Origin of the sequence: Acinetobacter baylyi DSM 14961 = CIP 107474 (assembly GCF_000368685.1) — a bacterium.
Classification (GTDB): Bacteria; Pseudomonadota; Gammaproteobacteria; order Pseudomonadales; family Moraxellaceae; genus Acinetobacter; species Acinetobacter baylyi.
In genome coordinates this window covers 590,205-610,408 of sequence record NZ_KB849628.1, presented here as the reverse complement: position 1 = coordinate 610,408, position 20,204 = coordinate 590,205, and the positions used below count along the sequence as shown (strand labels likewise).

Genomic DNA, 20,204 nt, shown 5'->3' with positions numbered 1-20,204 from the left:
TTTGAATTATTATTTTTATAAAAGTCGTCTTTTTCTATCTAAATAAAAGTATCTAAAAATTTTTATAAAATACTTAATGAGATCCGCTTGTCATAAAATTGTCATCACCACATTGCATAGTGCTCATGATTTAAAAAATGAAATAAAGAAGGTAAGTCATGACTTTAAAATTCACTGCGGCTATTGTTGGCTTAATCATGAGTAGCTCGGTATTTGCTGCTGCAACTCTCACTGCGCCAGAAGATATCGTTATTCTGGCTGTCAATGATCAGGAAGTGAACACGGGCTTATTTAGAGGTGCAAAAAATAATTATAAGATTGATGCGGGCGAAAATAGTATAAGTGTTCGCTATCAGGGATATTTTGACCATACTGATGGTGAACATGATATTTTAAAATCAGGTGTAGTGACGATTAAAACACCTGCATTACAAGATAATCAAAGTTATCAGCTGGCATTGATCAATCCACCTCAAAATTTTGAAGCTGCAAAGAAGTATGCAGAACAGCCGACAATTGGCTTATATGATAAAAATCATCAGTTACTTGTACAGCAAACAGGTGCAAATACAGAAGCTAAACCATGGTTAAGCAGTGGAATTTTTGGACGAGCTTATGATCTTACTCAGAAAAAAACTGCACCTGCTCAGCAACCAGCCCCAGTCTATGCGCCTGTAGAAAATAATACTGTCGTTGGTCGTAATAGTATGGATACTACAGCAGACCAGAAATTGATTGAACTATGGAAAAAATCATCAAAAGCTGAGCGTCAGAAATTTATGGCATGGCTGGCCGAACAGTCTCAATAAGCTGAAAGAAAAAGTTTAAGCTGATTGATTCGGCTTTATTTTTTAGAGTAAATTGGATTTTTGACTTTAAAAAATAACAAATGAATGACTTTCAAATACGTGAAGCACGGCTGCAAGATCGTCTAGATTTGGTTGATATGATTAATCAATCTTATCGCGGAGCGCATGGTCGTAGCTGGACAACAGAGAAAAATATGATTGATGGACTAAGAATTTCCACTGATCAGTTGAATGAGATATTGCTTAGCCATACCATAAGGTTTCTGGTAGCAGAGATTAAACAGCACAATCATGCGCGTTTGGTAGGATGTCTAGCCTTAAACTTTTCTGGTCATCGTGTCGAGATTGGAACCTATTGTGTTGCTAATGACTTTCAAAACCTTGGATTGGGACAAAAAATATTGGCCTATGCCGAACAATATGCAGTCCATATTGAGCCTAAACTTCAATACTATGATATGTATGTGCTGGATGCTCGTCATGAACTCATTTCATTTTATGAACGGCGTGGTTATGCAAAAACAGGGACAACAGAAGCCTATCCAATAGATGCACATGTAGGCATGCCAAATATTCCGATTAAATTGATTCATTTACAAAAAGCTGCATCAATAAAAACCCCTACCTGAGTAGGGGTTTATAAAAATCAGGTATACAACCAAATATAATAACCGAGCAACATCAGTGGCCATGAAATGAGAGGACTAAAAAGCCATTTCCATAACCAGAATTTAGGTAAGAACCCCACACCATAGATAAATCCGCCTGAAATACCAAGCATGACCAGCATTAAAATGCTGTGATTATAATGGCCTTGCTGATCCAGCATCAGTGATGGATTAACCAGTAATATCGCAGCAAGTGGCAATGCCAACAAGAATGAAATAGCCATTGCAAATACTTGAGCCTTAGTTTTTTCAGGTGTTGTCATTGTCTGAGCCATGATCTTATTCCTCATCCAGATTTTGATGGTGCTCGATATATAACGCACTGAGTACTCCTGCAAAGCAGGCCATTAATATTCCCAAAATCCAGGCAAAGTACCACATAACTTTTCTCCTCGTTTTTCTTAATACAAACTATGCGAATTTGCTTCGATGTGCTTGTTGGTAATTACACCCCACATCTTGTAATAAGACCAAGAGGTATAAATTAGAATAAGCGGTACAAAAATGCAGGCTGCAACAGTCATCACTCCAAGTGTACGATGGCTTGAAACGGCATCCCACATGGTTAAGCTTGAAACTGGATTAATACTTGAAGGAAGCAGGAAGGGGAATAAAGCAAAACCTGCGGTCAAGATTGCTCCAATAATTGCAAGACTCGTTCCTGTAAAGCTAAGACCAGCTTTCGATTTTGATGCACCTACAATGAGGACTAAAGCCCCAATAATTGCAACAATCGGCGCCAGCATACTCACAGGATAAAGATGATAGTTATTCATCCAGCCAGCATTGGCGTTGGTCACAACTTTTTTTGCCAATGGATTCAAAGCAGCATTTGGATCGATAGGAACTGCATAGCTATAACCTGGTACTTGAGCAAAATACAACCACGCGCCAGCTGCGATAAAGCAGATCAGGAATACAATTCCCATAATCTGAGTCGCTTTGGCAGAACGTTGTTTGAGTACACCATCTGTACGAAGCATCAACCATGCACCGCCATGCGCGCATAGCATTGACAGACTCACAATGCCACACAGTAAGGCAAATGGATTGAGTAAAGCAAAGAAACTACCTGTATATTCGGAACGTAAGGTATCGTCAAGTGAGAAGGGAACACCTAAAAATAGATTTCCAAACGCGACACCAAACACAAGTGCAGGAACAGCTCCTCCAATACTCAGAGCCCAGTCCCAAGAATTGCGCCACTGAGTATTTTCCAGTTTTGAACGATAGTCAAAACCCACTGGTCGAAGAAACAGCGCGAATAGGACCAATAATAACGCCCAGTATAAACCTGAAAAAGCAACAGCATAGACCATTGGCCAAGCGGCAAATAAAGCACCGCCTGCTGTAATAAACCACACCTGGTTTCCATCCCAGTGAGGTGCGATAGTATTGATTGCTGCACGACGTTCTGAATCGGTTTTTCCAACAAATGGCATAATTGCCATAGAGCCCATATCAAAACCATCAGTCAATGCAAAACCAATCAATAGTACGCCTACCAAGACCCACCAGATAATTTTTAGGAGTTCATATTCGATCATGATTGTACCTCCCCAGCTAGAGGATGATGAGTTTCCTGTTTTTCAAAGTGATATTTACCTGTATGTAGAGAGCTTGGACCTAAGCGGGCAAACTTGATCATCAAATACATTTCAATAACTAAAAGAACCGTATAGAAAGCAGCCAATGCAGCAATAGATCCCCATACATCGCCACTGCTTAAACTAGATGTTGAAAGATGTGTTGGAAGAACTTCGCCAATCGTCCACGGTTGACGGCCACCTTCTGCAACGTACCAACCCGTTTGCGCGGCAATCCAAGGCAAGGGTAGCGCAAACAGTGCAAATTTGAGTAACCAAGGTTTATCTTCGGCATTGCGTTTTGCAACTGACCAAGTTGCCAAGATAAATAACAACAGCATAAGAAAACCAGCTGCGACCATAATCCGGAATGAAAAGAACAAGGCTTTTACATTTGGAATAGAATCTTTGACTGCGGATTGGATATGCGCTTCAGTTGCATCAACCACGTTAGGTGAATATTTCTTTAAAAGTAAACCATAGCCAAGATCTTTCTGATTTTTCTCAAATGAAGCCAATAAGCTCGCCGAGCGGTCACCTGCACGCAATTTTTCAAGTTCGCTATACGCCACCATACCGTTACGGATACGGGCTTCGTGCTGTTTCATCAGGTCTTTAATACCTGTGACTTGGCCTGTAGTTGAACGTGTTGCAATCAGTCCTAATGCGTAAGGGATTTTAATGGCATAATCAGTTCGCATTTCCTGCTGGTTTGGTACACCAAATAACGTAAAGCTAGCTGGTGCGGGTTCAGTTTCCCATTCCGATTCAATTGCGGCAAGTTTTGCTTTTTGAACATCACCAAGCTCATAACCAGATTCATCTCCGAGTAAGATGACAGAGAGAACCGAGGCCATGCCGAAAATAGCTGCAATTGCAAATGAACGACGTGCAAAAGGTAAATCTCGTTTTTTAAGCAGATAAAAACTTGAAATTGCAAGTACGAAGATGGCACCAGTGACATAACCTGCTGAGACGGTATGAACAAATTTAACCTGAGCAACTGGATTGAAAATAAGCGCACCGAAGTCAGCCAGTTCCATACGCATCGTTTGGTAATTAAATGCGGCACCTACAGGGTTTTGCATCCAGCCATTTGCGACCAAAATCCAGAGCGCTGACATATTAGAGCCGATTGCTACCAGCCAAGTGACGCCTAAATGTTGTACCTTAGATAGGCGATCCCATCCAAAGAAAAATAGACCAATAAATGTCGACTCAAGAAAGAAAGCCATCAGACCTTCAATGGCGAGTGGAGCACCAAAAATGTCACCTACATAATGAGAATAATAGGCCCAGTTCGTTCCAAACTGAAACTCCATGGTGAGTCCAGTGGTAACACCCAAGGCAAAGTTAATACCAAATAATTTTCCCCAAAATTTGGTCATATCTTTATAAATTTCTTTGCCAGAAATCACATAGGTGGTTTCCATGATGGCCAAGATAAATGCTAGACCGAGAGTGAGAGGGACGAATAGAAAGTGATACATCGCGGTCATTGCAAATTGGAACCGCGAAAGATCGACCACGCTTTCAGAAATCATCAACGTGTCTCCTTGATTTGGGATGGAGCGCCAGCAATATGCTCGGCGACTTGATTGTCAAAATTTTTGGGAATCGTAGGAGCATCAAACCAGATATGTTTGATGGTCATTAAAATTACAACCTTAATTATTAATATGATTGCAATCTCAATAATAAGACGACGATTAAAATCTTTTTGAATTAAGCTCATGAAAACAAGCCTATTTAAAAACTGAATATAATTATTATTGATCAGCTTTGTGTAAAAATAAACATAAAAAACAATTAAAATAAAAATATATTATTATTTTTATTTTAATCAATAGCTTATAAGTATATTTTTAATTAAATATAATCTCGACAAAAAAGGTTTGAATTAATATTTCTAATCTTACTAATATGCTTGGTATTCTGTTTTAATCTTGACTAAAATGCTTTGAATTAAATATTTAATTCCCACTAAAAAAGTATGATTTAAAATCTTTTATTTGATTGTTTTTCATTTTTCCTATAAAGATTATGAACGATTAAATGATATGATATAATAGTTAAAATAAATCATTGCAATGAAATGTCTTATAGATAAATGATGCAAATATGCATTTTAGAAAGAGATATATAAGCTTATGTAGAGATGCACATTAGAGATTGCTTTTAAATGTATATAACCTTAATAATTTTATCAAAATCTGATCCGTACAGAATGCTGCTGACGTTTAGTATTTTAACTAAATCATTTGAATAGATAGATTAAAGGGATTAAATAATTGACAACAAAAATTAAATTTAATTAATTGATAAATATTAAAATTTTTAATTAATTCGATTTTAATATAATAAAAAGCACCATGAAATAATTGCTTATCACTTCATGGCGCTTTTCTTATTCTGTTGCTAACGAATCATCGTATTGTTTTTTGAGTTCAGCTAAAGCATCGATACGATATTGAATCAGTTTTTCACCAATTTCGGAACCTTGTATGTAAGCTGGTAAATCTTGTGCTTTGATGGATCTAACAACTTGCATAGCTTTAAACATGAATGCAGCTTGTGGATAATCACGATTTTCTAGTCCTAAACGACCTCGTGCATCACATTCACACGCGTTTATAAAAGCCTCTACGCGTTCAGGACGACGTAATACATCTAGACGTTGTAATAAACGCCACAATGTACCTGGCTTAAGAGACATCGCTTGATGACACTTGAGATGTTCCTTACACACAGCCAGTGCCAATTGCTTCATTTGAGTTGGAATTTTCAAGCGATTTGAAAGTTCTTCAACAGGGATAAGGCCTCTTTCCTCATGCATGATATGTCTTGGAAGTATATCTTTAGGGGTTAGTGCTTTACCTAAATCATGTACAAGCACCGCATAACGAACATCTAATGAATAGTTCGATTTACAAGCTTGTCTTAAAGACATCAATGTATGGATGCCACAGTCGATTTCAGGATGATATTCAGGGCGTTGAGGGACACCGAATAAGGCATCAATTTCAGGAAATAAGACTTTTAATGCATGACATTGGCGCAAAACATCAAAATAAATATCTGCTTGATCTTCCATCAGGGCGCGTGATGTTTCTTTCCATACCCGTTCAGCAGTCAGGCTTTCTAGTTCTCCAGTCTGAGTAATGGATTGCATCAGCAAAAGTGTTTCATCTGCAATTTTGAAACCATAACGGGCATATCGCGCTGCAAAACGAGCCACTCTAAGTACTCGCAGTGGATCCTCAATAAATGCATCGGATACGTGACGTAAAATACGTTGCTCTAGGTCTTTTTGTCCACCGTAAGGATCATAAACATTACCGTCTTGATCCATGGCCATCGCATTGATAGTAAGGTCTCTACGAATTAAATCATCTTCAAGGCTTACATCAGGATCGGTGAAAAAGTTAAAACCATGATAACCAATGCCTGATTTTCTTTCTGTACGTGCTAATGCATATTCTTCTTTGGTTTTGGGATGAAGAAATACAGGAAAATCCTTTCCAACTGGTGAAAATCCTTGGTCTAATAATTGTTGGGGTGACGCGCCCACCACAACATAATCTTTTTCGTGATAGGGGTGGCCTAATAAGTGATCACGAACGGCACCGCCTACTAAATACACTTGCATGAAAAAACCTCTGTTCTCAAAGCAATCATGCAACAGAACAGAGGTTTTCACAAGTCACAAAGTTGTGCTTTTCAATAAAGCAAAGGATTAACCTTCGCTTTGCTGAATTTCTGCAACAGTTAAGGCTGTCATATTTAATACACGGCGTGTCGTCGCTGTTGGTGTAAGGATATGAACAGGTTTTGCTGCACCCAGTAAAATTGGGCCAATTGTGACATTGTTACCAGAAGTCGCCTTTAAAAGATTAAAGGAGATATTCGCGGCATCAAGATTCGGCATGATTAACAGGTTTGCAGAACCTTTGAAGTTTGATCCAGGGAATGCAGAATGACGGATACTTTCGTCAAGTGCTGCATCACCATGCATTTCACCTTCAACTTCAAGTTCAGGCGCACGTTCATTCAGAAGGCGATACACTTCACGCATCTTTTGTGCACTTGGGTCTTCTTGGTTACTACCAAAGCTTGAATGAGAAAGAAGTGCTACGCGAGGTGTAATACCAAAACGGCGTACTTCTTCTGCTGCCAAGATTGTCATGTCTGCAAGCTGTTCAGCAGTAGGATTGGTATTTACGTAGGTATCTGCAATAAATAGATTACGGTCTTCAAGCATTAATGCATTTAAGGTAAAGAAATTATTCATTCCTTCTTTTAAACCGATCACTTTGCTTACAAAATCCAAGTGAATATCGTAGCTACTATAGGTACCACATAGCATACCGTCAGCTTTACCAAATTTTACAAGCATCGCTGCAATCAGGGTTGAACGACGACGAGCTTCGCGTTGTGCATATTCAACGGTTACGCCCTTACGTTGCATGATTTGGTAATAATCTTTCCAGAACTCTTCATAAAGTGGATTATTTTCTTGATCAACAATCTCAATATTTACGCCATTTTCAAGGCGAAGTCCTAGCTTTTTGATATTGGCTTCAATCACGGCAGTACGACCAACCAACACAGGGAAGGCAATACCGTCATCAACGACAATTTGAGCTGTACGCAATACACGATAATCTTCACCTTCAGCATAAGCGATGCGTTTTGGATCAGCTTTTGCCTGAGAGAAAATTGGCTTCATAATAAATGCCGAGTTATAAACAAACTCAGACAGTTTTTGACGATATGCAGAAAAATCTTCGATTGGGCGTGTTGCAACACCAGAATCCATCGCTGCCTGAGCCACAGCAGGCGCAATTTCAAGAATCAAACGTTGGTCAAGTGGACGTGGAATTAAATAATCACGACCAAAGGAGGCTGATTTTTCACCATAAGTTGCTGCATCGGCTTCTACATGCGCCATGCGTGCAATCGCATGTACACAAGCAATTTTCATATCTTCATTAATTGTGGTTGCACCGACATCAAGTGCACCACGGAAGATATAAGGGAAGCACAGTGCATTATTGACTTGGTTTGGATAGTCAGAACGGCCTGTCGCCATGATGACGTCTGGACGTACTTCATGTGCGTGCTCTGGTAAAATTTCTGGATCTGGGTTTGCAAGTGCAAAAATAATTGGATTTTCAGCCATGCCTTTCACCATTTCTTTGGTGAGAATGCCTGCTGCTGAAAGGCCAAGGAACATGTCGGCACCAGTAATGACTTCATGTAACTGGGTTGCCGTAATATCCTGAACATAACGTTTTTTAGATTCATCAAGACCATCACGAGATGTGGTTAACAAACCACGTGAATCGGCGACGATGATGTTTTCTTTACGTGCACCCAGTGCACATAGTAGATCAAGACAAGACAGTGCTGCAGCACCCGCGCCAGAGGCAACAATCTTGATATCTTCAATCTTTTTGTTTACAAGTTGCAGGGCATTGAGTAAAGCCGAACCAACAATAATACTGGTACCGTGCTGGTCATCATGGAACACAGGGATATTCATGCGTTCACGAAGTTTTTTCTCAATATAAAAACATTCTGGCGCTTTAATATCTTCTAGGTTGATACCGCCAAAAGTAGGCTCAAGTGCAGCAACGATATCTACGATTTTGTCTGGATCATTTTCTGCAATCTCAATATCAAAAACATCGACACCAGCAAATTTCTTAAATAAAACGCCTTTACCTTCCATGACAGGTTTAGAGGCCAAAGGTCCAATGTTACCTAGGCCTAAAACAGCAGTACCGTTCGTTACAACAGCCACTAAATTTCCGCGTGCTGTATATTTGGCAGCAGTAGAAGGATCACGTTCAATCTCTAAACATGGAGCAGCAACTCCTGGAGAATAGGCAAGTGCCAGGTCATGCTGATTGACAAGCTGCTTACTCGGTGTAACGCTAATTTTCCCTGGAGTCGGGTTTTCGTGATAATACAAAGCAGCTTGTTTTAATGATTGATCGTCCATCTGAGTCTCGGGTTGTTACAAGGGTTTAACTAGTCAAATACAGGGTGTAATGGGCTAAATTGCATCGAATATACCATTACTTTGTAACTTCTCACAGTCAAAAAAGATCAAATTTCAATAAACTTTCTAATGGTTTGGCTTGAATGTTTAAAACAAACGATGTTTACGCTTTTGTTGAAAATCTGTCCTTATTTCTGAATTAAGCGCTTTTGAGAATAAATAATTCTGCAAAGTTTTAGGCTGATAGCGACGTAAAAAAACAATTTACTTGATCGTCTTAATGCTTTCTACAAGCAATCGAATGCCCAAGTTTTACTGATTGCATTGACAAGAGTTTCATACTTTGGGTCGCCAATTTTTACTATAAAATCATAATAAATTTTTAAAATATAGTTTTAATATTCAATAGTATAGAATGTTTTTGGTATCTATTTAAATGTTATCTAAAGCGACCAAGATTCCACATTTTTTTGTTTGCAGCAGGTGGTTGTCTAAACGATGAGCAGCTTATTCTAGAAGCTTACTATTACAGGTAGGTCATAACTGATAGAAAGAAAAAAATAGACAAAAATAGCATATTTTTTATTCAGGAATGCAAATGATAATAGGTGTGTAGTTATAAAAAAAAGATTGTGAATCGTGAGATGAGGATTAGATGGAGTGCTCTTAAACACTTGAAACTTAGGGTTAATTAGTATCATTGAAATGTCAGTTGATAAACCAGTGATGGCAACCATAAATTGTACACAATGCTTGAGATAAGAATGATATTTCACGTTTTTTTAAAAATGTGGTAAATAAGCAAAATTAGAAATATAGATATGATTAAAGAAATAAACCCCCAAATTAAGACGAGGATTATATTTTGCTTGAAGAACAAAACATAATCTATATTAGTCTAATAAAAATATAGATATTAAAAAAGAGATGAATATTTGCAAAAGTATTTTTAAGCTGAAAGTTGTTTAAAAAGTAAGCATATTGATTTTTATCTGTATGATCCGATTGAAATACCAGTAAATGAGATGATAAGTTCAACATCAGTAGGGTTTCCTGATCATTACTGATATATCAATTATCAAATTCTAATTCACTCAGTCACATTTTAAAATCAATATTCACAATTCAAGTTCTGATAAAAAACGGTAATTTAAAATAGAAAGTGCAACGACAGGAGCTGTTTCTGTACGTAAGACTCGTTCACCAATACACCAATTTATAAAGCCTTTGTTGTTTGCTGCGATGATTTCATTTTCGCTCAATCCGCCTTCAGGTCCAATAAGAAGCGCAAGTTCACTTTGTGCATTTTTGAGTACATTTTGTTGTTCTTTTTCTGGGGCTAACACAAGTTTTGTATTAGGAAGTGTAGCTGTGTTAATCCATTCATTTAAAGAAACAGGAGGTAAAATTTCAGGTACTCGATTCATTCCACATTGTTCACATGCTGCAATTGCAATACTTTGCCAATGATCAATTTTTTTTTGGTCACGATCATATTTTAAACGCATTTCACAGCGTTCACTGGTCAACAACTGAATTTTCGATACGCCTAATTCAGTTGCTTTTTGAATTGCATAATCCATGCGATCACCCTTGCTCATGACTTGTCCAAGTATGGCTTTAAACGCTGGTGTACGATCTACAGGATTAAATTGATCGATAGAGACCGTGGCATTTTTTTTATTAATTTCTTGCAGGGTGACTTGATATTCACCACCTTGACCATTGAAGAAAATAGCACAGTCATTTACCTGAGCACGAAGTACTCTTACCCAATGATGAAACACAGATTCAGTTAAGAGAGTATCTGTGTTTACACTTAGATCGGCTTCAATATAAAAACGATTCATTGGGGCATTGCTCTTTTAAAAATTAATTCAAACCTAAGTCAATCACAAGTTGACGAGTTGGTTCTGTGTTATTCATTGAATAGAAATGCAGGCTAGGAGCACCACCATCAATCAGTCGCTCACAAAGCTTTAAAATAACCTCATGACCAAATGCTTTGATACTTTGAGTATCATCACCATAAGCTTGTAGTTGCTTGCGTATCCAGCGTGGAATTTCAGCCCCTGTGCCATCTGCAAAACGAATCAGATTACTGGCATTGGTGATTGGCATGATACCTGGTGCAACGGGAATATGGATCCCTTCTTTTTGAATTCGTTCTACAAAATAGAAATACGAATCAGGATTGAAAAAAAACTGGGTAATGGCAGCATTGGCACCAGCGTTCACTTTTTCAATAAAACGCTTGATATCTGCATCGAAGTTTTCAGCTTGTGGATGCATTTCAGGATAAGCTGCGACTTCAATCTGAAAATGATCGCCAGAATGTTCCCGAATAAAACGAACCAGATCCTGTGCATATGGCAGTTCACCTAATCCGACTTGACCAGAAGGCAAATCACCACGTAAAGCCACAATACGATCAATCCCTTGGCGCTTATAAAGATCAAGTAATTCTGCAATACGTAGTTTGCTATCACCAATACATGACAAATGTGGTGCGACAGGAGTACCTTGACCATTGAAGTCATTGATAGCTGCTAATGTACGCTCACGTGTAGAACCACCTGCACCGTAAGTAATCGAGAAAAACTCAGGATTTAAGCGTTGGAGTTCTTGATGTACAGTGCGTAATTTTTCAGCACCTGCATCTGTTTTTGGAGGAAAAAACTCAAATGAAATAGGTGTACGTTTTGACATTATAAATCCTTTTCAAAATCACTTAAAATGTTTAAGAAAAGGGCAGCCTATTACAGCGCTGCCCTTCATATCTTAGTATTTGTAAGCGTCAGATTTAAATGGGCCTTCAACAGGAACACCTAGGTAATCTGCTTGTACCGACGTAAGTTGGGTCAATACACCACCAAATCCAAGTACCATTGCCGCAGCAACTTCTTCATCGAGTTTTTTCGGAAGAACTTCGACACGAATTTGAGCAGCTTTTTCACTTGCAGGTAAATCAGCAAATTTTTCTTGGAACAGATGGATTTGGCCCAATACTTGGTTTGCAAAAGAACCATCCATGACACGTGATGGGTGACCTGTTGCATTCCCCAGATTGACCAAACGACCTTCTGAAAGAAGAATCAAGTAATCGTTTTCATTTTCTGAACGATAAACCTGATGAACTTGAGGTTTTACTTCTACCCACTTGTAACCACGTAAATAGTTGGTATCAATCTCTGTATCAAAGTGACCGATATTACATACTACAGCACCAGCTTTAAGTGTATCCAGCATAGCTGAATCACATACGTGGTAGTTACCCGTTGTTGTCACAATTAAGTCGGTATTTTTAAGAAGATCAAGATTAATGTCTTCTTTTTTACCAGTCTGAACACCATTTTTGTATGGAGAAACAACTTCGTAGCCATCCATACACGCTTGCATGGCACAAATCGGATCAACTTCGGTGACACGTACAATCATACCTTCTTGGCGTAGAGATTGAGCAGAACCTTTACCCACATCACCGTAACCGATCACAAGCGCACGACGACCAGAAAGTAACATGTCTGTTGCACGTTTGATCGCGTCATTCAGCGAGTGACGGCAACCATATTTATTGTCATTTTTAGACTTGGTCACAGAATCATTGACATTGATTGCAGGCACTTTAAGCGAGCCGTCTTTCCACATTTCAAGAAGACGTTGAACACCCGTTGTGGTTTCTTCTGTAATACCATGAATATGGTCAAGAAGAGTAGGATATTTTTCATGAACTAGAGCAGTCAAGTCACCGCCATCGTCCAGAATCATATTGGCATCCCAAGGTTTGCCATTGACATTAATTTGTTGCTCAAGACACCAGTTATATTCTTCTTCGGTTTCGCCTTTCCAGGCAAATACAGGTACGCCACTTGCAGCAATTGCAGCAGCAGCATGATCTTGAGTCGAGAAAATATTACAAGAGGTCCAGCGAACTTCAGCGCCTAGTTCCACCAGCGTTTCAATTAAAACGGCTGTTTGAATGGTCATGTGGATACAGCCAAGAATTTTAGCACCAGCCAGTGGTTTTTCAGCAGCGTAGCGTTTGCGTAAGCCAATTAAAGCTGGCATTTCAGCTTCAGCAAGTTTGATTTCTTTACGGCCATAATCTGCAAGAGAAATATCGGCAACTTTATAATCTGTAAATGAAGCATTAACCGCGTTCATCACGATCTCCTTAAAAAACAAATATGGATCATTCAGTTCGCGGATGCCGTTGTTGGTTAAAACCCATGTATTTAAAAAGATTAACCGATCGTCGAGCCTGGCAAATTGATTTTTAGTACCAATCAATTGTCGCAGCATCCCTCGACTAGTGCCGTATTGTACTTGGAAATCCCTATAGTGCCAACGCCGTTTTGTGTATGATTCGCATAAATATAGAATGAGTTCAATGTTATGGCTTTAAATATTCCAGAACCTTTGCTTAATCTTGAGGCGAATTGTGGAGTCTTTGCGGTATGGATGCTGTTTCAGCATCACGGCATTGAAATGGATATCCCTGAAATTATTCAAGCATGTCAGCATGATTGCGAAAATGGCACATTTACCATCGCACTCGCTGTGGCGTTACAACGATTTGGCTTTAATGTATCTTTTTATAGCGATGAAGATCCTGATATCGATGAAAGTGAACGTCGAATTTATGATGAAGCACGTGCTTTAAATATCCCAATTTTGCCTGCTTTGGAGTTTCAAGAAATTCAGGCAGCCATTGAGAACGGGCAAATGGCAATCGTGTCTTATGATACTTTGGATGGCATCGGAAATCAGTCATTGATATATAGTATTGATGATGAAGAAATTTGTTTTTTCGACAGTTTTGATCCGATGGCTAAGGCTTTGTTTGAACAACAGCGCCAAGCAGACGGAATTTGCCGTCAGACTATTATGATTGATGATTCTAATTTACAGCTTGTTCAGTCATCGAAACTTAATTAGTTTCATCAAAGTTAAAATATATTGAGTGTTGTAAAAATAAGAGATCTTGCAAATAAAAGTGGGTATATTTTACCCACTTTTATAAATAATCATTCAATATCAGGATGTTGTTTTGCAAGTTTATCGCGTTTCTCCTGTAATGCTTCAATCTGCTCATCGAGATGTTCGATCTTCTGTTCAATATTTTCATGATACTGTTCAAGCAGTTCCTCCGCTTCTTCAGAATCGCCAGCCATTGGCGTTGCACCTTTCAACGGTAAGTTTGCCGTTTCTTTTAGATAAATTGCGGTGATAATGCCGAAGACACCACAGATCATCAAGTAATAAGCAGGAACCATAATATTCTGTGTGGTTTCGACGAGCGCCGCTGTAACTGTTGGGGTAAGGCCTGCAATGACTACAGAGATATTAAATGCGATTGCCAATGCGCTGTAACGGATTTCGGTAGGAAACAGGGCTGGCAAAGTGGATGCCATAACACCTATTAGCATATTTAGCGAAAGTGCCAATATCAATAAGCCAAAAAAGATCAGATAAGAATTATTGGTATCCAGTAAAAGAAAAGCAGGATACGAAAATAAAACCAAAGCAATACTACCAGCGAAAACAAAAGGGCGGCGGCCAATCTTGTCACTGAGCAATCCAACAAATGGTTGTACAAAGAGCATACCCACCATCACTGCAATAATAATTAAAACACCGTGATCCTCTGAATATCCCAAATTATGTGAGAAATAACTTGGTAGATAAGTCAGTAGCATATAGTAAGTGACGTTGGTACAGATCACGAGTCCAACGCAAACCAGAAGGCTTCGTTTATGTTGTTGTAGAATCTGTGAAAAACTGATTTTTTTAGGTTTTTTCAGTTGTGCCTGACTTTCATTATGTGCCTGAAAAGTAGGTGTCTCATCAAGGGAATGGCGTAAGTATAGACCAATTAAACCGAGCGGCAGTGCCAAATAAAATGGAATACGCCATCCCCATTCCATAAACGCTGCTTCGCCTACAGAAAAACTGATCAGTGATACAATTCCTGCACCCACCACAAAACCTAAAATCGAGCCGAAATCCAGCCAGCTTCCCATAAAGCCACGCTTACGGTCTGGTGAATACTCTGCAACAAAAATTGCTGCTCCTGCATACTCTCCACCTACAGAAAAGCCTTGCGCGATTTTCACAATTAATAAAAGAAGAGGCGCCCAAATTCCGATGGTTTCATACGAAGGAATCAAACCAATACCAAAAGTACTGACCGACATAATGATAATCGTGATGGCTAAAACTTTTTGTCGCCCATATTTATCACCCAGCCGTCCAAAAAATAATCCTCCCAAGGGTCTAAAAATAAAAGGAATCGAAAAGGTTGCAAGTGCCGCAATCATTTGCACACTTGGGGAAGAGTTTGGAAAAAATACTTTTCCCAAAACATACGCAACATAACCATATACACCAAAATCGAACCATTCGATGGCATTACCAAGTGCTGCGGCTTTAATTGCTTTTTTGGTCTTGTCGTAATCGACAATTTCAACATCATCGATTTCAAGAGGTTTTATTGTTTTTTTAGACATAGATGACTGATTTCCTGTTGTAAGTAAACTCATCTTGCGTCTAGATATCTACAAAGTTAAGTTCATAAAATATGAGAAAAAGTGAACTTAATCATGAGAAACTACACACGAAACTATTCTATAAAGACTTAAATTCATCTTTTAAAATAATTAAATATCAATTAATTATAAGTTTAGAGTGCTATTTGGTTTCATGTGTTGCATCATCATGAACAAAGTGTGGTATGTCTGAGCGTTTTATGTAAATATTTTCAAAAATATGTGTTTTATAACACTAAAAATCTTGGTTAAATGATGGGTTTGTTACTATATTAAAATAGTGAGTGAGAATGAGATTTATATTAAAAGTAAAATAATTTGATTATTAATATTTTAATAGCTATTTTTTAGTTCATCTGATATTTAATTAAATTAATAAAAACATAATTATATAAAATTAAAATTCACGGTAAAATGAGATGGTTAAGAGGCGAAGGAAAGCAATTTTAGAGCAACTTAGCAGACCCTACACATAGTCTTATAAAGCAGTTGATCATGCCATATATCAAAACGGAAGAAACCATTTTATTTACTCGGAGTAAGCGCTATGTTTTCCGTATATTTGTAATGCGGCAGATTGGGACTATTCTTTGTTTTTTTTCGATTTTTTCTGTTTTATATTACTTAAATTATCATGAGATTATATATGTTTTATTGGCATTGAATGCATTTGTTTGGCCCATAGCTGCCTATCTCTATGCCAAAAATAAGAAAGATGGTGTAAGAACCACCAATATAAGTTTAATTGTTGATGCTGCTCTTGGAGGGATGTGGGTCGCAATTATGAAAATTAGTCCTTTACCATCGCTCATTATGGTTGCAATTTTGGTTTCTGACCGTTTTGCTGCTGGAGGCTGGCAAATCCTTCGACCCTCATTGATTGCGATGTTAGGTATTTTTTTAATTTTCTGGAGTTTTACTGGATTTCAAGTCAATCTTAGTTTTAATGAAATGATGGTGTGGTCATCGCTACCGTTAGCTACCATTTACTTGATATCGTTAAGTATACTCACTCGTAAACTTGCAGTTCAGTTAATTCAAAAAAATCGTGAATTTGAACGTATTGCATTAATGGATCCAAGACTACATATTCCAAATAGACGGCTTTTTGAGCAGAGGCTGTCATCAATTTTTATGCAAACACAAAGAAATGCCAGCAGTGCACATTTGATTTTGCTTGATGTCGATCATTTTAAAAAGATTAATGATACTTATGGACATGAGGCTGGTGATTACTTTCTGGCTGAGATGTCAAGTATTTTGCGTGAATTGATCGGGCCGAAAGATACACCTGCACGTTTTGGGGGAGATGAATTGGCTATTATTGTAGTTGACCAATCAAATGAAGAAATTATTTTATTGGCACGGAGAATTAAAAACTCGATTCAACAAATTCGTCTTCAAAGTGATCCTGAGTTTTCTACTACGGTAAGTATTGGAATCGCTTCTGCTGAGACCGTTGATACAGTCTCAGCATGGTTTGCTTTAGCAGATAAAGCCTTATACCAAGTCAAACGCAACGGTCGAAATGGATTTCACCTGTATTAATTATAGATTATTTTGTTGATATTCCTGAATAACTTCAAGTGCTGCACGAAAAGCCTCTTGCGCAGCTGGAGCACCACAATAAGGTAAACTATGAAGAAGAGTTTCCTGAATTTCTTCAATGGTACAGCCGTTATTTAAAGCTCCTCGAACATGGCCTTTGAGCTCAGTCGGTGCTTTGAGAGCCGTTAACATGGCAAGTGTAATTAAAGAGCGATATTTGCGTGGTAATACACCATCACGTTGCCATGTGGAGCCCCAGGCATGTTCGTTAATCCATTCTTGAAGAGGTTGGGTAAAGGTAACAGTATTTTCTTGTGCACGTTTGACAAAGTTTTCACCCATGACCTCAGTTCGAACTTTTAAGCCGTTTTCATAATCTTGTTGTGACATTTTTTTCCCTTAAGTTGATTTTAGTGTTCAAATGATAAAAGCGTCCCAAGACGCTTTTATCATATTAATGTTACTAGATGAATCAATTATTTATCTAAGGCTACTTCACCTGTAATAGGCATGTGTGGATTTTCAAGCTCTAAATCCCGATTTAATTCCATGTCAAAAATATCAGTCAACATACTATCGAAGCGTTTTGCATTATAAAGAATTAAACTTTGAGCTTCTGATTCGGTGATAAAACCTGTTTCTACTGCATCAGTAATATGTTCTTCAAAAGTTAAACCTTTAAATTGATCCTTAGATTCCGCTTTTTTAAATTTGTGCCATAGAGGCTCAATTTCTAATAACATCTGAAAGGCAGATTCCATACGACCTGTAACATCACCCACATCTTGCGAATAATAGACATGCTTTTTGAGTTGATCTCTAAATGGATTTTCTTGCATCATCAGTTCAGCTACAGACTGTTTTAAATCATCACTTGGTTTTTCAATTGGTCGACCTAAAGGAAAACAGACCAATTTAACCAATGCAGCAGCTGGTTTGATTGGGAAATTCTCAAATAAACCATAAAAAGCTTCTTGAACATTGTAGAGTGATTTTTCCAAAGCAAGCTTGGCATGTAATTGTTCAGCATCTGATTTACGACCATGTGCGTAGTATTTCAAGATTGCAGTCGCGATAAAGAGATGGGCATGCATATCGGCTAAACGACCTGACAGCATTTCTTTGCGTTTAATATCTCCAGCGAGTAAACCTAATGCCATATCTGCGGTCAATGCCAAATTAGCACTGAATCGGTTAATAATTTTATAATATGGATGGGTAAAGTCATCTGCAATAAGCGGTGCATCGCCTGAGCCACCCGTAAAGCCATAAGCAAATGAACGCGCGCCTCGGTTGAAGGTGTATCCCAAATGCTTAAATAGAATTTCATGAAATTGCTTCAATGCATTTGGCTTATCTTCTGATTGCAACAATTGCAATTCATTAAATAAATAAGGATGACAACGCATAGAGCCTTGACCGAAAATCATTAATGAACGGGTCAGAATGTTGGCACCTTCGACGGTAATTGCAACAGGAATCGCTTGATAAGATAAAGCGAGAAAGTTACGTGGTCCAAGCTGAATAGCACGTCCACCCACCACATCCATACCATGATTGATAACTTTACGCATGGTTTCGGTTGCATAGTACTTCGCCATTGCTGTCATCACGGCGGGAGTACCACCTTGATTAAGACCACAGGTCACTAAATAACGGAAAGACTCTAGCATGTACGTATCACTGGCAATATCACTGGTGGCTTCTTGTACACCTTCAAATTTACCTACCGATAATTTGAATTGTTCACGCACTTTGGCAAATGCACCCACAGTAAGATAACTCATTTCACCTGCTGCTGTTGCAAGTGCAGGTAAGGAAATACCACGGCCAACACCTAGACATTCCATTAACATCCGCCAGCCTTTTCCAGCATTTTTAGGGCCACCAATAATCCAGTCGATTGGAATAAAAACATCGCGCCCTTCAACAGTACCATTCATAAAGGGTGAACCAGGGTAGTGTCGAGGGCCAATTTCTACACCGTGATGGTTAGCTGGAATCAATGCGCACGTAATACCGTATTCCGTTTTGGATGAATCACCCAGTAAACCTTCTGGGTCGTAGAGTTTAAATGCTAATCCAACCACAGTTGCAATAGGAGCCAATGTAATCCATCGCTTAGAAAAGTTCATACGTAAGCCAAGGACATCCTGACCTTCGAATTCCCCATAACATACGACGCCAGTATCAGGAATCGCGCCTGCATCTGAACCCGCTTCTGGACTAGTCAGTCCAAAGCATGGAATTTCAGTTCCTGCTGCCAAGCCAGGCAGATAACGTTGTTTCTGTTCATCGGTTCCATAGTGCATTAACAATTCACCTGGACCCAATGAATTGGGCACCATACAACTGACCGCAGCCGTGAGCGAGCGAGAGGCAATTTTGCTCATAATGCGACTTTGCGCAAATGATGTAAACTCTTTCCCACCATATGATTTGGGAATGATCAAGCTAAGAAAGCCTTTATCTTTAATAAATTGCCAGACGTGTTCTGGTAAATCTTTACGATGATGATGAATTTCCCACTCGTTTAACATACTACAAAGTTGTTCTACTTCATTATCAATGAAAGATTGCTCTTCTTCTGATAATTGTGGAAATGGATAAGTATTGAACTGATCCCAATCCGGGGCACCTGTAAATAATTCTTTTTCCCACCAGCTTGTGCCTGCTTCAAGCGCTTCTTGTTCAGTCGTACTGATACTTGGCATTGAATTCGCTAATGTGTTGAAAGCGGGCTTGGTGATTAAGTTAAAACGTAGCGGATCAATGAGTAAGATCAGGCTCAAAATAATGAGTGGAATTCCTAATAATAAAGACCAAGCGGTAAAAACAAAGGCAGACGATATCGCCACTACAATCGTTACGATGCTACCGACAGTTCTAGAAAGGCTAAAATAAAAAACAGCCCAGATCGTGAATAACTGTACGAGAATGGCAACGATAAACAGGAAAAAAGTCATACTTACTCCTTGGGTTGTTGCACTTTTAATGGAATGAATGCATTGAATGAAAAATATTTAACTTCTTTATTT

General features: G+C 38.6%; 17 protein-coding genes. 4 read left to right on the top strand and 13 right to left on the bottom strand.

Features of this window, described 5'->3' with window-relative positions; translation table 11 throughout:
• Window positions 1-158 precede the first annotated feature (158 nt).
• Window positions 159-809 (top strand): DUF2057 domain-containing protein, encoded by a 651-nt coding sequence (locus F952_RS12245; RefSeq protein WP_004927996.1) that lies wholly within the window; start codon window positions 159-161, stop codon window positions 807-809.
• Between the two features lie 80 nt (window positions 810-889).
• A complete protein-coding gene (locus F952_RS12240; RefSeq protein WP_004927992.1) occupies window positions 890-1,438 on the top strand; it encodes a GNAT family N-acetyltransferase in 549 nt (182 codons plus the stop codon).
• Between the two features lie 17 nt (window positions 1,439-1,455).
• On the opposite strand, the gene F952_RS12235 is transcribed toward F952_RS12240, so the two are convergent.
• The 10 genes from F952_RS12235 to ahcY all read right to left on the bottom strand — a co-directional run bounded on the left by F952_RS12235 (window position 1,456) and on the right by ahcY (window position 13,234).
• On the bottom strand, window positions 1,456-1,755 hold the full coding sequence (locus F952_RS12235) for a cyd operon YbgE family protein (RefSeq protein ID WP_171056921.1): 300 nt from the start codon (window positions 1,753-1,755) through the stop codon (window positions 1,456-1,458).
• Between the two features lies 1 nt (window position 1,756).
• Entirely contained in the window at window positions 1,757-1,858 is a 102-nt protein-coding gene (gene cydX / locus F952_RS16760; RefSeq protein WP_000270276.1) for a cytochrome bd-I oxidase subunit CydX, read from the bottom strand.
• Window positions 1,859-1,878: 20 nt separating this feature from the next.
• Window positions 1,879-3,024, bottom strand: a complete 1,146-nt coding sequence (cydB, locus tag F952_RS12225) for a cytochrome d ubiquinol oxidase subunit II (protein WP_004927983.1) — start codon at window positions 3,022-3,024, stop codon at window positions 1,879-1,881.
• Window positions 3,021-4,607: a cytochrome ubiquinol oxidase subunit I gene (locus F952_RS12220; protein ID WP_004927980.1), complete on the bottom strand. Its 1,587-nt coding sequence runs from the start codon at window positions 4,605-4,607 to the stop codon at window positions 3,021-3,023. Before F952_RS12220 ends, cydB begins: the two co-directional genes overlap by 4 nt.
• Window positions 4,607-4,798, bottom strand: coding sequence for a cytochrome oxidase putative small subunit CydP (gene cydP / locus F952_RS12215; RefSeq protein WP_004927977.1), 192 nt, complete (start codon window positions 4,796-4,798; stop codon window positions 4,607-4,609). The genes F952_RS12220 and cydP overlap by 1 nt, the downstream gene beginning before the upstream one ends.
• 672 nt (window positions 4,799-5,470) lie before the next feature.
• Window positions 5,471-6,712 carry a multifunctional CCA addition/repair protein gene (locus tag F952_RS12210; protein WP_004927974.1) on the bottom strand — a complete coding sequence of 414 codons (1,242 nt, stop codon included), beginning with the start codon at window positions 6,710-6,712 and terminating at the stop codon, window positions 5,471-5,473.
• Between the two features lie 87 nt (window positions 6,713-6,799).
• The gene (locus tag F952_RS12205; protein WP_004927971.1) at window positions 6,800-9,070 is read right to left on the bottom strand and encodes an NADP-dependent malic enzyme; all 2,271 of its coding nucleotides are present in this window, start codon (window positions 9,068-9,070) and stop codon (window positions 6,800-6,802) included.
• A gap of 1,118 nt (window positions 9,071-10,188) precedes the next feature.
• Entirely contained in the window at window positions 10,189-10,920 is a 732-nt protein-coding gene (locus F952_RS12200) for a 16S rRNA (uracil(1498)-N(3))-methyltransferase (protein ID WP_004927965.1), read from the bottom strand.
• A gap of 22 nt (window positions 10,921-10,942) precedes the next feature.
• Window positions 10,943-11,779 carry a methylenetetrahydrofolate reductase [NAD(P)H] gene (gene metF / locus F952_RS12195; RefSeq protein ID WP_004927959.1) on the bottom strand — a complete coding sequence of 279 codons (837 nt, stop codon included), beginning with the start codon at window positions 11,777-11,779 and terminating at the stop codon, window positions 10,943-10,945.
• Window positions 11,780-11,851: 72 nt separating this feature from the next.
• Window positions 11,852-13,234 (bottom strand): adenosylhomocysteinase, encoded by a 1,383-nt coding sequence (ahcY, locus tag F952_RS12190; protein ID WP_004927956.1) that lies wholly within the window; start codon window positions 13,232-13,234, stop codon window positions 11,852-11,854.
• A 231-nt stretch (window positions 13,235-13,465) separates the two neighbouring features.
• On the opposite strand from ahcY, the gene F952_RS12185 reads away from it, so the two are divergent.
• Complete coding sequence (locus tag F952_RS12185) at window positions 13,466-14,008, top strand: cysteine peptidase family C39 domain-containing protein (protein WP_004927954.1); 543 nt, start codon at window positions 13,466-13,468, stop codon at window positions 14,006-14,008.
• A gap of 89 nt (window positions 14,009-14,097) precedes the next feature.
• On the opposite strand, the gene proP is transcribed toward F952_RS12185, so the two are convergent.
• Window positions 14,098-15,579, bottom strand: coding sequence for a glycine betaine/L-proline transporter ProP (gene proP, locus F952_RS12180; protein WP_004927952.1), 1,482 nt, complete (start codon window positions 15,577-15,579; stop codon window positions 14,098-14,100).
• 534 nt (window positions 15,580-16,113) lie between these two features.
• Between proP and F952_RS12175 the strand changes: the two genes are divergently transcribed.
• Window positions 16,114-17,166 (top strand): sensor domain-containing diguanylate cyclase, encoded by a 1,053-nt coding sequence (locus tag F952_RS12175; protein ID WP_004927951.1) that lies wholly within the window; start codon window positions 16,114-16,116, stop codon window positions 17,164-17,166.
• On the opposite strand, the gene F952_RS12170 is transcribed toward F952_RS12175, so the two are convergent.
• Together F952_RS12170 and F952_RS12165 are read right to left on the bottom strand one after the other, a co-directional pair.
• On the bottom strand, window positions 17,167-17,556 hold the full coding sequence (locus F952_RS12170; RefSeq protein WP_004927948.1) for a carboxymuconolactone decarboxylase family protein: 390 nt from the start codon (window positions 17,554-17,556) through the stop codon (window positions 17,167-17,169).
• An 86-nt stretch (window positions 17,557-17,642) separates the two neighbouring features.
• The gene (locus F952_RS12165; RefSeq protein WP_004927946.1) at window positions 17,643-20,132 is read right to left on the bottom strand and encodes an acyl-CoA dehydrogenase; all 2,490 of its coding nucleotides are present in this window, start codon (window positions 20,130-20,132) and stop codon (window positions 17,643-17,645) included.
• Between the last annotated feature and the right edge of the window lie 72 nt (window positions 20,133-20,204).